Genomic DNA, 15,796 nt, shown 5'->3' with positions numbered 1-15,796 from the left:
CCCAGCACTGCGGGTAATGCTTTCAACCAATGCACCTTGGCGGGAGGACTTTCACCTCCATTTAACTTGAGTTGTCTGGGGTTATATACCCAGCGACTAGTCCTCCGAATCAATGGTTCGGTTTATAGTCAACGAATCGCACTGCCCCGATGCCCCGATGCCCCGATGCCCTGATGCCCCACAGCGACTTCCGGAGTAATTTCTATGATTCCCAATACCAAAACCAACAAAACCGATATTCAACAGCAAACATCAACAATTCCTACAGCTATTGAATCGAAAGGGATTGAAATGGTGTTCTACGCGGGGAATCAATCCACGCGCGTACTTAAAGATATTAACCTCCAAATTACCAAAGGGGAGATTCACCTGTTGATGGGACCTTCCGGTTCTGGCAAAACCACCTTGCTCTCTATTTTAGCCGGATTGCTTACCCCCACCCGTGGCAGCGTTTCCTTGTTGGGAACAGAAATTACGCAACTGTCGGGAAAAGAACTATCTCGCTTCCGTTTGGAAAAAATTGGTTTTATTTTTCAAGGATTTAACTTATTTTCAGCTCTAACAGCTAGGGAAAACGTGCAACTCGCTTTAAACCTCAAAGGTATCAAAAAACAGGAAGCACGCCGCCAAGCCATGCATTTGTTGGAACAAGTGGGTTTGGCGGATAAAGCCGACCAACAACCCAAAGACTTATCCGGCGGTCAAAAACAACGAGTTGCGATCGCGCGTGCTTTAGCTGGCTATCCTCCCATTATTATGGCAGACGAACCCACCGCTGCCTTGGACTCGGTCAGCGGTCATGCTATTATAGATTTGCTCAGTCGTTTGGCGAAAGAAGAAGGGGCTACCGTTTTAATCGTTACCCACGATCCTCGCATTTTAGATGTCGCCGATCGCGTGATTTGCGTAGAAGACGGTCAATTACAACCACAAGGAGACTGTAGCAACAGCTAACCTTGTTGCCATGGAAAACTTTAATCGTAACCATTCGCCTTTCGCCAGGTTATCTCTCCACGGTCGGTCAATTTATGCAAATTGGTGCTAACTACATCGAAAACGGTCAATGTGAGTTTACGGTTTGGGCACCCCTACGTCAAGCACTCACCCTAGAAATCGTTTCTCCACAGACTCGCTCTATTGCCATGACGCCCCAGGAACGCGGATACTGGCAAGTTACCCTAGAAAATATTTCTCCCCAAACTCAGTATTGGTATCGTCTGGATGGGGAAACGCTACGACCCGATCCAGCTTCTCACTACCAACCCCAAGGGGTTCACCAACCATCGCAAGTTATCGACCACAGCCATTTCGCCTGGGAAGATAGCAACTGGCAAGGCATCCCTTTATCCGACTATATCGCCTACGAATTGCATGTAGGAACCTTTACCCCCGCAGGAACCTTCGACGCTGTTATTTCCCGACTGCCAGATTTGCAAGAACTTGGCATTAATGCCATCGAACTCATGCCAGTAGCGCAATTTCCCGGCAGCCGCAACTGGGGATACGATGGTGTCTATCCCTTTGCCGTACAAAATTCCTACGGCGGACCGGAAGGCTTGAAACGCCTGGTCAACGCCTGCCACCAACAGGGCATAGCCGTCATTCTAGATGTAGTTTACAATCATTTCGGACCGGAAGGCAACTATACCCGGGATTTTGGTCCTTATTTTACCGATCGCTACCAAACGCCTTGGGGAAGCGCCATGAACTTTGACGATGCCTGTAGCGATGGCGTACGCAATTTTGTGATTGAAAATGCCTTATATTGGTTTCGGGAATACCACGTAGATGCTTTGCGCCTCGATGCCATTCACGCTATCTACGATTTCGGTGCCAAACATATTTTAGCAGAACTGGCTCAAAGAACCCAGGAATTTTGCCAGCAGCAACGCCGGCAAGTGTATTTAATTGCCGAAAGCGACCTCAACGACGTGAGGGTTATCAATCCCCCGGAAATCGGTGGCTACGGCATTCACGCACAATGGAGCGACGATTTTCACCATTGCCTTCACACCCTGCTAACAGGAGAACAACAAGGATACTATCAAGACTTTGGCACCTGCGAACAACTCGCCAAAGCCTTTCAGGAAAGTTTTGTCTACAGTTGGGATTATTCGCCCTTTCGCCAACGATACCACGGTAGCTACGCCGGCGATCGCCCCCCTACCCAATTTTTTGTTTGCTCTTCCAACCACGACCAAGTCGGCAACCGCATGTTGGGAGAACGTTTGTCTCACTTAGTTTCCTTTGCCGGTGCCAAACTAGCCGCCGCCAGCGTCTTGCTTTCCCCTTACATGCCTTTATTGTTCATGGGAGAAGAATACGGCGAAAGCGCCCCATTTTTGTATTTTATCAGCCACAACGACCCGGATTTGGTAGAAGCCGTGCGCGAAGGGAGAAAACGAGAATTTGCCGCTTTCCACAGCGAAGGCGAACCTCCCGATGCCGCCAGTGTGGAAACTTTTCAAAAATGCCAGCTAAACTGGGAAAAACGCCACCAAGGCAAGCACCAAGTCTTGCTGAACTGGTATCGCCATTTAATTCAACTGCGTCGCCAACATCCGGCTTTGCAAGCAAGCGATCGCCGGCGTACAATAGCTAGCAGCGACGAAGAAAAGAAACTGGTATTCCTGCATCGCTACCACCCCAGCAGTGCGGTCTTCTGTATTTTTAACTTCAACCAACAAGCCGTTTCCTACACCTTTAGCGACGGGATTTGGAAGCAAAAACTCAACTCCGAACAATCCCAGTGGTTGGGGTCTGGTATTTCGATTCTCGAAAAAGCCAACCAAGGAGACACCATTTCCCTACCTCCCCAAAGCGTGGTTATGTACGAAAAATAACTTCCCATTGATTTTTCCTAATTTTCCCGTAAATCTTCCACAGGATAGCCAGTAACAACCATGCGTATTCCTACAGCTACCTACCGCCTGCAATTTCATCCGGAATTTGGCTTTCAGCAAGCACAAAAAGTCATTCACTATTTAGCAGAATTGGGAATTTCCGACGTTTATGCTTCGCCAATTTTTAAAGCGCGTTCCGGAAGTTCCCACGGATACGATGTGGTAGACCCCAACCAACTCAATCCCGAACTGGGAAGCCACCAGGATTTTGAAAATCTCATGGCAGAATTGCATTCGCTAAACATGGGTTGGGTACAGGATATTGTTCCCAATCACATGGCTTACAACAGCGAAAATTATTTTTTAATGGATATTCTAGAACACGGACCCGATTCAGAATATTTTGATTACTTTGATATTGAGTGGGAACATCCTTACGAAGACATTAAAGGCAAACTTCTCACGCCGATGTTGGGGGATTTTTATGGCAATTGTCTGGAAAATGGCGAAATTCAACTGAACTACGACGAAAATGGGTTGAACGTCAATTATTACGACATTAAACTTCCCCTACGCATCGAATCCTACGCTACATTTTTAAGCCACGATTTGGGGAGATTATCTAGAAAATTAGGGCGCAGCCATCCCGATGCCATTAAAATGCTGGGGATTTTGTACATTGTCAAAAGCATTTCTACTGATTTGTCGGGAAGGCAGCGCAAAGACCAAACAGAATTTGTAAAATCGCTGCTGTGGGAAGCATACAATAATAACGAAGAAATTAAAAATTTCATTAACCACAATCTAGAAATTTTCAACGGCGAAGTCGGCAAACCGGAAAGTTTCGATTTGCTGGATAAATTGCTATCGGAACAATTTTTCCGCCTGTCGTTTTGGAAAGTGGGTGCAGAAGAATTAAACTATCGCCGCTTTTTTACAGTGAACGATTTAATTAGTTTGCGCGTGGAAGACCAACGGGTATTTCACAAAACCCACGAAACTATCGAGAAGTTGGTTGAAGCTGGGAAATTTACTGGATTGCGTATCGACCATATTGATGGTTTGTTTGACCCCACGGAATACCTGCGACGCTTGCGGGAAAAAATGGGGGATATTTACGTTGTTGCCGAGAAAATTTTGGAGTTGGGAGAAAAACTTCCCGAAGAATGGTGCTTGCAGGGAACGTCGGGATATCATTTTCTCAACCAAGCTAATAGTGTTTTTTGTCAAACCGATAACGCACGGGAATTTACCCATATTTATCGTCGCATGACTGGTTACCACGAAGTGTACGACAATTTGGTTGCCGAGAAAAAGCGGTTAATTGCGGAAACCAATTTGGTGGGGGATGTGGATAATATTGCGCGGTTGTTGAAACGCATTGCGGGTCAGTATCGCTACGGCAGGGATTTTACGCTGACGGGGTTGAAAAAAGCAATTTTGGAGGTTTTGGTGCAGTTTCCCATTTACTGTACCTATATTAACCATGATGGGGTTCGCGATCGCGATCGCTTTTATGTGCGCAAAGCCATTCAAAAAGCCAAACGCCAAATTCCCCAACTGGTGAAAGAGTTAAATTTAATTGAAAAATTCTTGTTGTTGGATTACGAAGGTACCCTCACCGAGGCGGAAAGGGAACAGTGGGTTCTTTTTGCCATGCGGTTGCAGCAATTTTCCGGTCCTTTAATGGCCAAAGGTGTGGAAGATACGTTATTTTACGTCTACAATCGCTTGGTTTCTCTCAACGAAGTTGGCGGTCATCCCCAGCAATTTGGGATTTCGTTAGAGGATTTTCACCAGTTCAATCGAGAACAATTAAAATCCTGGCCCCATGCTATGAATGCCACTTCCACCCACGATACCAAACGCAGCGAAGATGTGCGTGCCAGAATTAATGTTTTATCGGAAATTCCTACGGAATGGGAAGGTCAGGTAAAACGCTGGCGGGAATTAAATCAAGAACATAAAAAAACCAGCAACGAAAATACCAAAAGTGGCAAAGACCAGCGCCTAATTCCCGATGCCAACGATGAATATTTTCTCTATCAAAATTTGGTAGGGGTGTTTCCGTTTTCTGCCGACGAACAAGAATATGCCGATTTTATCGAACGCATCAAACAATACGCGATTAAATCGGTGCGCGAGGCGAAAGTTCATACGGCATGGATAACGCCGGATACGGATTACGAGGAAGGATTTCTGGCTTTTATCGAGAAGATTTTGGACCCTTCTCCAGATAATATATTTTTGGCGGAGTTTCGAGATTTTCAACGGAAAATTGCTGCCTATGGTATGTTCAATTCCCTATCGCAAACGTTGTTAAAAATTGCTTCTCCGGGAGTACCGGATTTTTATCAGGGAACGGAACTGTGGAATTTGAGTTTGGTAGACCCAGACAATCGCCGCGCGGTGGATTATGAAGAAAGGCTCTCTTTTTTGCAAGAAATTAAGCGACGCTGTCAGACGGGAATGGAAAGTTTGCTATCGGATTTGAAGGCAACTCGCACTGATGGCAGGATGAAGTTGTTTTTGATAGCGCGGGGGTTGCAAGCGAGGCAACAATACCAGCAGGTTTTTCAATATGGCGATTACATACCGCTGTCAGTGACGGGTTCGTTTCACCAGCATGTTATTGCTTTTGCGCGATTGTATCGGGGAAGAACGGTTATTGCGATCGCACCTCGTTTTCTAACTTCTATGATTTCTGCCGATGCGGACCCCCTTGGCGAGGAAGTCTGGGGAGATACCCGCATCGAACTTCCCCATAATCTACAATCTGCCAATTGGCGGGATACACTGGTGGATTTGGAGGTTGCTGGCGGCGAAACGCTATCGGTGGGAAAGGTTTTGCAGGTGTTTCCGGTGGCTTTGTTGGTTAGCGAAGAATGATACCATTTCCTTAATAATATGCAATAGATAATAGAGGCATTTTTGTAGGGGCGCAACGCGTGAGCGCCCCTACCAGGGCAATTGAGAAATTCTAGACAATCGTTGTTTTTCAGAAATGGTATGAGGTTATGGTGGAGCGATCGCTTGGGTTATTTTTGATAAAAAAGCGATCGCTCCGAAAAAACATCACATTGCTACAACCTAAAAAAAATTGCCATCTCCTTCGGTGCTAAACTAGAAACATTGTTGCTTTTGCCGAACGCCGCGATAAAATAAAAGTTGGATTCGGTAGAAAGCGCGATCGCAAAAAATCTAATCCGGAGGAAGTAGCAGATGGGGTCGCCAACATACTATCTATAAAACTACAAACAAATCGCTGAGGAAAACATATGAGCCAAGGCAGAAACGGTTCGTGGGAAAAAGCGATCGCGATGCTGCTTTCCTGCGTTGTAATTGCCGTTTTTATCTTTTTAATTTTTAACCCCCCAGAGAGACTTAACGAAGTTCTCCCTTTTGCGCGTTTTCTGGCTGCCATTTGTGGTGGAATCGCCGCTTCCCTGTTTCTTGGGGAGATGAGCGTAAACGCACAGTTTCCCATGACCAAAGGGCAAATTCAAGCAACTGGTGGATTTGCTGCTTTCGTACTGGTTTTTTTCTTGTTTTTATGGGGTCTTCCTGCTTCTAATCCTGACTCGACCCCCTCCGAACCCATTGCATCCCCACCTCCGGAAGAGAACGAAGAGGATATCCCCATTCTCTCCCAGCCAGTAACTGCTATTAACTCTTACTTGTCTTTGGCTTTATTTAATCCCCAAAATCCCGCTGTTCCCCAACCTCTGGCAAAAGCACTCAATATTACCCCAGGAGATGTTCCGGCTGTTTTTCGCGATAGTCCTGTTTTTCAATCGATCCAAAATTTTATCAAGGAAACTGATAACGTAGCATTTGCCAAGGCCACTGTGGAAAATCCAGCTTCTCCTGATAGCTTGCGTTACTCGTACAACCAAGGTGGAGAAACTGTAAGCAACGATACGCCAAGCAATTCTTTTCGTCAATCCCGCGCCGAATTTGAAAGCCAATCCCTCATTGCCGAATACCAAAAAGCTCAGTACAGTCCCATTCTTTTGGAATTTCAATACGACGATATTGAAGACGCTCGTTGGACAGTTTTTAACGAATACAATCGGGATGATTTGTATCAAAATATAACTCAATATCCCCAACTACAAGATATTGCCCAATCTTCGCTAACTGCCAAAGATTTTGGGGGGGTTTCTTTGCAATTTGGTAGGAGCGATCGCTGGTTGCAAAATATAGCCAAAGCCAATCCAAACGCTAGAGGATTGGTGGGATATGAATATAACTTTCTTATTGGCGACCTACCGGATGATTCGACATTTCGACCAGCGGATGCTTGTGGAGGAATTCTCGTTATCAATCCGCTGCTATTGCATCCTTACGTTAAATTTATCGATATTATTAATATTGCCGACCAGCCTTTCCCACTTGAATCGATAACCTACGAAATGGTGGGGGAAGATGGAAATCCCTATACCCTAACCAATGCCGAAAGGCGATCGCGTTTGTTCCAAAATCCTGCGAATGTTTCTACCAGAATCGATAGCTTGGGTGGATTTATTCTCTATCCTAACAAACACTATTTTATCCCCATCGAATTTGGATTTATGCCCAACTCTCAAACAGCTAGCGATTTAAACACCGGGGAAAATATTGCTTCTTTTCTGACACAAGATTTGTACTTTCCCAAACCCTTTTTTGACGAAGATTTTAACGTCACAGAAGCCAACTTATCCTACGAAGATGGCATGCAAAAAGTAACCCTTTCCCAGAAATTTGTCCAAAATATTCGCTCTTCCCCACAAGATATTCCTCGCCAACAACTAGCGGTGGGACCTTTGCTGAATCCAGTTAGCATCAAAACCAACAACCGCGACATCCCCCTAAAGCAACCGGCGGATGAATTTGCTTCTTCTATTTCCAACTTTATTGGCATGGGAAGCTGTCCGTATTTGCTGGTTTACGACTCCCAAAAACAACATTGGATAAATTTAGGTCCGGTTCTTTATGCTAGGGATAGCCAAGACAAACAAGCCACCGAAACCTACGAGTTAACTCCCAATTTTTCCAAATTGAGAATCGAAGAACGGGAGGCGGAAATTACCTACCTGGATTGGCTGAATTTGCAATACCAACTTCCCCAAGCAACGGCAAGCAGCCGTTCTTTTCAACCTGATTTTCCCCACATTGGCGACATTGACGGTGACTATCTTTCCCTAGAACAAGGAGACTTTATCGAAATCGATCTCAATTCGGTATGGCAGAGTGGAACCCCATCCATCCGTTTGGAGGTTGACGGTTTTTACAAGCGTTTGTGAAAATACTCTATAGTTTTGAGTTTCTTCCGGCGATCGCTTTCTACCCCCGCAATTTTGGCAACTCCTGTTCTGCGGGAACAAAACGCAAAGCCAATCCGTTGTTACAATAGCGTTTGCCGGTGGGTTCCGGACCATCGTTGAAAACGTGACCTTGATGGCCGCCGCAGCGATCGCAATGGTACTCCGTACGCCGGTAAAAAAGTTTATAATCGTCTTTGGTGCCTATGTGGCTAGCGTCAATCGGTTGGTAAAAACTCGGCCATCCCGTACCGCTATCAAATTTCGTATCTGAGGAAAACAATGGCAAAAAACATGCAGCACAAATATAAGTACCGGACCGTTTTTCGTCGGTTAGCGGACTAGAACCGGCTGGTTCGGTTTGTTCTTCAAACAAGATGCGATAGCGTTCCGGTGGTAAGATGTCTTTCCAGGCTGCTTTGCTTTTGTCTAGTTTAGAAACTGTGGCTATGCTATGGCTTCTGGTGTTCCAAATGGCAAATAAAATTGGCGGTATGCTAGCAACTCCCAACCACGTCAACATATCTCTTCGTTTCATAACGATCCTTCCCCAAACGAATATTTGCTCCAATGGTATTTTAAAAGAATTTTTAGTTTTTCGCCAAGATGGCTACAGAATTTTCCCCTAAAATGGATTCTGGGTGGCAATGGCTTTTTCCTCTTTCCCACCGTTTCCAATTCTAGGTTTTCTTTTCCCCAAAAAACTAGATTTTAGATTGAAATCTTTCCTGTAAGACTTCGTAGAATCTTTTTTTGACAACATTTTTTGGGTTGGCATTGCCAAAAACACCAAATTTTTCGGATTTCAAATTAACCATATGACTTCCATTTCTATGTCCGATTTTGTTATAGTTTCTTGGTAGGGTGGGCATTGTCTACCTTACGTTGAAGATAATTTCAAATTAACCATATAACTTCCATTTCTATGCCTGACAATTCTATGCTAAGTTCCCAACAAATTCAAACCCTACGGAATTATATCAAGAAAACTTGGAAAGTTCTTTCCCGCTCCCAAGCGAATTTGTTAGATGCGGCGCAAGACGATAAAGTCGAACGAAAAAAAGGTCATCCTTGGTTGGTTTATGTTTCCGCGCAAGAGGATATGGATGAAGTGAAAAAAGAATTGCAAACTGTTCTTTCTCCGGAAGATTTGCAACAAATCGAACTGCGGGTTTTGCCGGCGGAAATCGACCAAATTGAAGAACACGGTTTGCTGTACCTTCCCCACGATTACGTGGTTCCTGGGGGAAGATTTAACGAAATGTACGGTTGGGATAGCTATTTTATTTTATTGGGACTGTTGCGCGATCGCAAGGTGAATTTGGCGCAAAGTATGGTCGATCAGTTGGTTTACGAAATCGAACATTACGGAACGGTTCTCAATGCCAACCGGACTTACATGCTCAATCGTTCCCAGCCGCCGGTTTTGACGTTAATGGTGTTGAAACTGTTTGAATATACCCAGGATAAAGAGTGGTTGCGGTCGATTTTACCAGCGGTTGAAAGCTACTATTTTTATTGGAAAGTGCCTCCCCATTTGAACCAAACCACGGGACTTTCTCACTACAATGCTTTGGGAGAAGGTCCAGCACCAGAAGTGGAATTTTCGGAACGGGATGAATTGGGAAGAAGTCATTACGATCGCGTGCGAGAATATTACCAACGGTTCCAAGTGGATGATTACGATGCCAGCCTGTATTACGACCACCAAACCGATCGTTTAACAGAACTATTTTATCGCGGCGATCGCTCCATGCGAGAATCGGGATTTGATTGCAGCCACCGGTTTGGACCTTTTAGCGTGGATATTATTCACTACGCACCCGTTTGCCTCAATGTTTTGCTATACCAGATGGAAAGAGATATTGCCGAAATCTATCGCCTAATTGGTTACGAACATTCGGTGGATTACTGGTTGCAACATGCCGAACAGCGCCACCAACGCATCGATAAGTTTCTTTGGGATGAAGAAAAAGGCATGTATTTTGACTATAATTTTCGTACAGCCAGACGTCGCCATTATGAATATGTTACGACATTTTTTCCTTTGTGGGCGGGCATTGCTTCGGAAGTACAAGCCAAACAGTTGCTAGCAAAATTACCAGAATTTGAAGCGCCAGGTGGCTTGCTAACCAGTACCCATGTTTCGGGAAACCAGTGGGATGCGCCTTTTGGTTGGGCACCTTTACAATTTATTGTTGTGCAAGGATTGCGTCGGTATGGGTATATGGAAGATGCCAAACGGCTGGCGTCTAAATTTTTGCAAATGGTGGTAGCAGAATTTGAAAAAAGTGGCACCCTAGTAGAGAAGTACGATGTGGAACGCTGTTCGGCGGATGTATCGGATGAAATTTTCTTTGGCTACAGCAGCAACGAAATTGGTTTTGGTTGGACCAATGGTGTGGTTTTAGAATTTTTGGCTTTTTTGGAGGAAGAATAATTTTATGGATTCTACAGCAATTTCTGAGGAAAGTTGGGAAGATTCTCAAGATTCTCAAGAACAAGAGATGGATGCGTTTGCGTTAAAAGATTGCGCGTTGATTGCCATTGCGACGGGAAAACGCGCCTATACGTTGAAGGAGTTGCGGGATACGTTGCAAACCATCGATGCGGATAGCATTTACCACCATTTTTGGGGAGGGTTGTTAGAACCGCGTTTTGAGGAACGGGAGTATAACAACGATTTTGCGGCTTGGGTTCGTCACGGTTTGCATGATTATCCCCTGGCGGAACAATTGGCAATGGTCGATCCCATTTTGCATTTTGATTTGGAAGATTTGCGACAGGAACTTTTGGAAACGATTGAGGAACGGTTGGATGAGGATGAGTCTTCCTATTGGCGGGTGGCTACTCGTTCGTTTGAATTTATGCGATCGCAAATTGTTGTTTTTGATACCTACAAGCGTTGGCAAGAACCGGAGGCATTAGCGGAATGGTTGCCTTCTCTCTCGGCAAGCAGTATTTTTTACCATTTTATCGATGCCAGAAGGCGATTGCCGGAGGGAGTGGACGATTTTCGCTATTGGTTTTCTCATTTTGGCGATCGCTATCAAGACCTTTGTCAGGAACTAAGCCGCCTCGACCCCTATTTTGAAACCCTGACGGGGTTGCGCAGCAAACTCGCGCAAACGTTCCAAGCATATTTGCAACCGGAAAAAAACAATCGAGAATAAGGAAAATTATGTTAGAAAAATACGCACAAGTTGTCGGTCAAGATGTTATCGACCAACTGCAGCAACTCGCCGAACCCCTGCAAGGCATGAAGGTAATCCATGTGAATTCTACGCGCATCGGTGGCGGCGTTGCGGAAATTTTAACCAAGTTGGTTCCTTTGATGCAGGAGTTAGGCATTGATGCTTCTTGGGAAGTTATTGCTGGCGACGATGATTTTTTCCAATGTACCAAAAGTATGCACAATGCTTTGCAGGGAAATCGCGTGGATATTGGTGATTCTCTGTTGCAGCATTACGAACAAATCAATGCCAACAATGCCGAACAATTGCGCGATACCCTGGAGGCGGCATCCTATGTTTTTATTCACGATCCCCAACCGGCGGCTTTGCTAAAATATTGCCCTAACCGTCAAGGCAAATGGCTGTGGCGCTGCCATATCGATGCCAGCCATCCCTACCGACCAATTTGGCGCTTCTTGCAACCTTTTCTCAATAGTTACGAGGCGAGTATTTTTTCGTTGGCTGCCTTTGCGCGATCGCTGCCCCATTTAAAATATATTATCCCGCCGAGTATCGATCCCCTGAGCGAAAAAAATATAGATATCGACCGCGCTGAAATCGATGAAGTTTGCGATCGCTTTTCTCTAGACCGCGAACGTCCTATTATAGCACAAATTTCTCGTTTTGACCGCTTTAAAGACCCCATCGGCGTTATCCAGGCATACCAACAAGCGAAAAAATACATTCCCCAACTGCAACTGGTGTTGGCTGGGGGAAGCGCCACCGACGACCCAGAAGGTCAAATGGTTCTCAACGAAGTCAAAACCGCTGCTGCGGGAGATGCTGACGTTCGGATTTTGTTGCTACCTCCCGATGCCCATCGTACCATTAATGCCTTACAACGCGCTGCCGATATTATTCTACAAAAATCCACCAAAGAAGGATTTGGCTTAACCGTTACCGAAGGCATGTGGAAGGGAAAACCAGTCATCGGTGGCGATGCTGGCGGTATCCGCTTGCAGGTGAAAAATTACCATACTGGATTTTTGGTCAATACCCCAGAAGGAACGGCTTTGCGTTTGCGTTACCTGCTGAAACAACCGGAAAAAATTACGGAAATGGGAGAGAAAGCGAAGGAGTTTGTACGGGAGAATTTCCTGATTACCCGCCAGTTGCGGGAGTATTTAACCCTGATGGTGGCGTTGCTGGAACCTGAAGGTGGTTCTGGAGAAACGCCGTTTCGCGAACGTATTGAGTTGGGTTGAAAAATCCTAGGTGGGCTAGGATTGATTGGGTAGCAATTTTGGCAGCATGGGAGGAATGTGTTTGGTTAGCAAACCGGCGCGGAAAAATTCGGTGTAAATATCGCTTTCCATGGCGATGAGTTCCCGACGCAATTGTTCGATTCCCAGACTTTTTAGGTCGGGATTTTGTTCTTGCAGTTCGATGATTTCTTCCTGCAAGTGGTGAATTTGTTGCTGTACGACTTCTCGATATTGTGCAAATTGAACGTCGTTTCCCCATTGGTGTACGATACGTTCTTCGTCTAAATAGCTGGCAATGTGGTTGAGTGCGACAGAACGCGCGATCGCTTGTAAATATTTTTCCCGTTGGGAACTGCTTTCTAAAAAGCCTAGGGAACTTAACAGGGATTTGGTGGTCAATCCTTGTACCAGCAATGTAAACAGAACCACGCCAAAAACGGTGGAACCAATTACCTCGTATTTCATGTAGACCACGGGAACGCTTAAGGCTAAGGCAATGGAAACAGAACCGCGCAATCCTACCCACCAAAGCAGGGTTTGTTCTTGCCAAGTGACGGGAATTTCGCTCAGCCAGTTGCCAACAGTTCCCAAACCGTATATGGTAAATGCTCTGGCAATTAAAACGGTGACAATGGCGATGCTAATGGGAAGTAAATCGTCGGATAGTAGGTTCCAATTCATGCGATCGCCGATTAAAAGGAAGACAATGGAGTTGACAAAAAAGGCGATAAAATTGAGAAATTCCGTGAGGGTTTGTCGTTTGGTACTGGGAAGTTTGCGACTGCCTAAATTGCCTAGAATCAAGCCAGCCGTGACTACAGCTACCACACCGGAACCGCCAACTTCTTCAGTGGCAATATACGTACCGTAAGCGGCGGTTAGTAACAGCGATCGCGCCAAAAATGGTGCGTCGGAATGGGAAATTAAATAGGAAAGTGCGACGCCGGTAAACCCGCCAATGCCAAATCCCAATCCTAGGAACAAAAGAATTCTGACCAACGCCGTAGGAACCGCCAGTTCGCTAACGGCAAATGGCGATTCCATTAACAAAACAAAAGTCGCGATCGCAATACAGGAACTAAATAAATTTTCCCCTTCGGTGAGGGTGGTAATGCGTTGGTTAACCCCCAATTGGCGAAACAGGCTCACTACTGGCGTTGGTGAAGTAGCCGCCAAACTAGCGCCAGCGAACAAAGCAATTTCTAGGGATAAGCCAGCAAAGGTTTCCAATGCATAGGTGACGCTAGCAATGGCGATCAAGCTACCACCAATGGAGAATAGCAAGACGGGAACCAGGTTCTGTTTTAAAATCGACCAGCGAACTTGCCAAGCCGTTTTCAACAACAAGGGGGGTAGGAAGATAAAGAGGGTCACTTCCGGCGACAGCTCGATCAGTCTGACATCGAGCAGTGCCAGAAACAAGCCTACAATGACCAGTAGCAGGGTATAGGGAATTTCGCGGAATCCAGTAAAGAAACGAGATAAGCTAGCGACGCTTAGGGAAACGGAAAGTACCAGGAGAAACTGCTTTAAATTTTCTTGGATCGCAGCTTCTCCCATTACGTTTTGTAAAGCCATTGTAGATACACGTCTCGCAAAAGAAGTGAAGTGGCGGCAGAAGCAAGGGAGAGAAGGAAAATGAAAAGATTTGCTTGCGATTCTACAAGCAGATCGAAGGCTGCGTTTTGTTCAATTATAAAATTATTCTTAAACTGTGGGAGAAATATAATCCTCTTCTATCTTAGCATCCCCTAGTGGGGAATATACAGGGGGCAGCGAAGGAAAGCAGTTAAAAAACGATAGCTAGGTTTTTTTTAAAACACACAACAGCTCTTTCCCTTTGACCTCACATGAGATGCGGGCAACAGCAAAACTTATTTAGATGTATTTCTGCACAGTAAAGAACCTATAAAGATGGAAAGTTGATTTTTTGTAAGATGGGCATTTTGAGCAATTTTGGCGGTTTTGAAAAATCGATCTGTATGAATTTTTTTCGCGATCTCCATATTTTCTGAAAAAGAAAGCAATAATATAAGCATTAGAATTTAGGGGATCGAACGATGCCAATTCGCCAATACATTCCATGGGTTGCAGGAGCTGCTATCTGCGGTGTAGGTCTGAGTGCTGGTTCTGCGTTTGCTGTCAGCATCACACCAACCAATGATGGTAATGAACTGGTCGATAATATTTTGGGAGAGGGAATCACCGTCAACTCCGTTACCTACAACGGTGCCAACAACGCCTCTGGTACGTTTGTTGGTGCTGAATCCATTTTCGGTTTTGATGCAGGCATCATCCTGACCACGGGTCAAGCCATCGATGGGGAAGGCCCCAATGGCAACGGTGCCCAAGCGGAAACTTCCGGAGGATTGGGAGCTGAAGACGAGCAACTTAACGGTGCTTCCACCGATAATGGTTTCGCTGGTGACCCGGAACTAACCGCACTTGCTGAGTTTGACACTTCCGATGCCACTACTTTAGAAATTGAGTTCGAGAGCGTTGGCGGCCGTTTGTTCTTCAACTACGTGTTTGCATCTGAGGAGTATATTGATTTTGAAAATACTGAATTTAACGACGTATTTGGGTTTTTCCTAGACGGTACCAATATTGCTATCATTCCCGGTGCTTCTACGCCGGTTTCTATCAATACAGTCAACAGCGTCACCAATAGCGACCAGTTCAATCAAAATATCGATCCCGCTCCCTTCGATTTGGAATACGATGGGTTTACCAACGTCTTTCGCGCGCAAGCGTTGGATTTGACACCCGGTTCCCATACGATTAAGCTAGCGATCGCGGATGCCACCGATGGTATTCTGGACTCGGCGGTTTTTATTCAAGCGGGTAGCTTTTCCCCCCGTGTCACGCCCATCGACGTTCCCGAACCAGCTAGTGGTTTGGGGATGTTGGTTGTAGCAGCAGGGGGATGGTGTTTCTGGCGGCAGCGTCAAGGGCAGCTAAGTTAGTTTTTCCTGACCAGCTAAACTGGCGCGATCGCACAATGGTTTTCGGGGGAGCGCGATCGCTGGAAAACCAGCAAATAGGATCTCGTCACTGACCCCGCGCTAAAGCGACGGGGCTTGGGAACAGCCAGGTTCCCGTAGTAGTGGCTAGACCAAGAGCCGATCGTAGTTACGCACGTTCGGGTGTTTCCCTAGCCCGAACCTCTGCAAGTCTTCTGGCTGAAGACGTTGGGTAATGCCAAGAAATGC

At 45.7% G+C, this 15,796-nt stretch carries 10 protein-coding genes; 8 read left to right on the top strand and 2 right to left on the bottom strand.

Going from position 1 to position 15,796, the window contains the following annotated elements:
• Window positions 1-204 precede the first annotated feature (204 nt).
• From AS151_RS19685 to AS151_RS19670, 4 genes are all read left to right on the top strand, one after another.
• Entirely contained in the window at window positions 205-954 is a 750-nt protein-coding gene (locus AS151_RS19685) for an ABC transporter ATP-binding protein (protein WP_071518773.1), read from the top strand.
• Between the two features lie 74 nt (window positions 955-1,028).
• On the top strand, window positions 1,029-2,843 hold the full coding sequence (gene treZ / locus AS151_RS19680; protein WP_071518775.1) for a malto-oligosyltrehalose trehalohydrolase: 1,815 nt from the start codon (window positions 1,029-1,031) through the stop codon (window positions 2,841-2,843).
• Window positions 2,844-2,903: 60 nt separating this feature from the next.
• Window positions 2,904-5,732, top strand: coding sequence for a malto-oligosyltrehalose synthase (gene treY / locus AS151_RS19675; protein WP_071518772.1), 2,829 nt, complete (start codon window positions 2,904-2,906; stop codon window positions 5,730-5,732).
• A gap of 389 nt (window positions 5,733-6,121) precedes the next feature.
• Entirely contained in the window at window positions 6,122-8,128 is a 2,007-nt protein-coding gene (locus tag AS151_RS19670) for a hypothetical protein (protein WP_071518771.1), read from the top strand.
• A 40-nt stretch (window positions 8,129-8,168) separates the two neighbouring features.
• Here AS151_RS19670 and msrB read toward each other — a convergent pair whose 3' ends face one another.
• The gene (gene msrB / locus AS151_RS19665) at window positions 8,169-8,684 is read right to left on the bottom strand and encodes a peptide-methionine (R)-S-oxide reductase MsrB (RefSeq protein WP_071518770.1); all 516 of its coding nucleotides are present in this window, start codon (window positions 8,682-8,684) and stop codon (window positions 8,169-8,171) included.
• 402 nt (window positions 8,685-9,086) lie between these two features.
• On the opposite strand from msrB, the gene AS151_RS19660 reads away from it, so the two are divergent.
• From AS151_RS19660 to AS151_RS19650, 3 genes are read left to right on the top strand one after another with little or no spacing between them, the layout of a single operon-like run.
• Window positions 9,087-10,586 carry a trehalase family glycosidase gene (locus AS151_RS19660; RefSeq protein ID WP_084639801.1) on the top strand — a complete coding sequence of 500 codons (1,500 nt, stop codon included), beginning with the start codon at window positions 9,087-9,089 and terminating at the stop codon, window positions 10,584-10,586.
• 4 nt (window positions 10,587-10,590) lie between these two features.
• Window positions 10,591-11,319 carry a DUF5752 family protein gene (locus AS151_RS19655; RefSeq protein ID WP_211517652.1) on the top strand — a complete coding sequence of 243 codons (729 nt, stop codon included), beginning with the start codon at window positions 10,591-10,593 and terminating at the stop codon, window positions 11,317-11,319.
• An 8-nt stretch (window positions 11,320-11,327) separates the two neighbouring features.
• Complete coding sequence (locus AS151_RS19650; RefSeq protein ID WP_071518768.1) at window positions 11,328-12,584, top strand: glycosyltransferase; 1,257 nt, start codon at window positions 11,328-11,330, stop codon at window positions 12,582-12,584.
• A gap of 15 nt (window positions 12,585-12,599) precedes the next feature.
• Here the strand turns inward: AS151_RS19650 and AS151_RS19645 are convergent, their stop codons facing one another.
• On the bottom strand, window positions 12,600-14,162 hold the full coding sequence (locus AS151_RS19645) for a cation:proton antiporter (RefSeq protein WP_071518767.1): 1,563 nt from the start codon (window positions 14,160-14,162) through the stop codon (window positions 12,600-12,602).
• Between the two features lie 482 nt (window positions 14,163-14,644).
• On the opposite strand from AS151_RS19645, the gene AS151_RS19640 reads away from it, so the two are divergent.
• On the top strand, window positions 14,645-15,550 hold the full coding sequence (locus AS151_RS19640) for a choice-of-anchor L domain-containing protein (protein ID WP_071518766.1): 906 nt from the start codon (window positions 14,645-14,647) through the stop codon (window positions 15,548-15,550).
• Window positions 15,551-15,796: the final 246 nt, after the last annotated feature.

The organism is Geitlerinema sp. PCC 9228, assembly GCF_001870905.1.
Lineage (GTDB): Bacteria > Cyanobacteriota > Cyanobacteriia > Cyanobacteriales > PCC-9228 > PCC-9228.
This window is presented reverse-complemented; position numbering and strand designations above follow the sequence as displayed.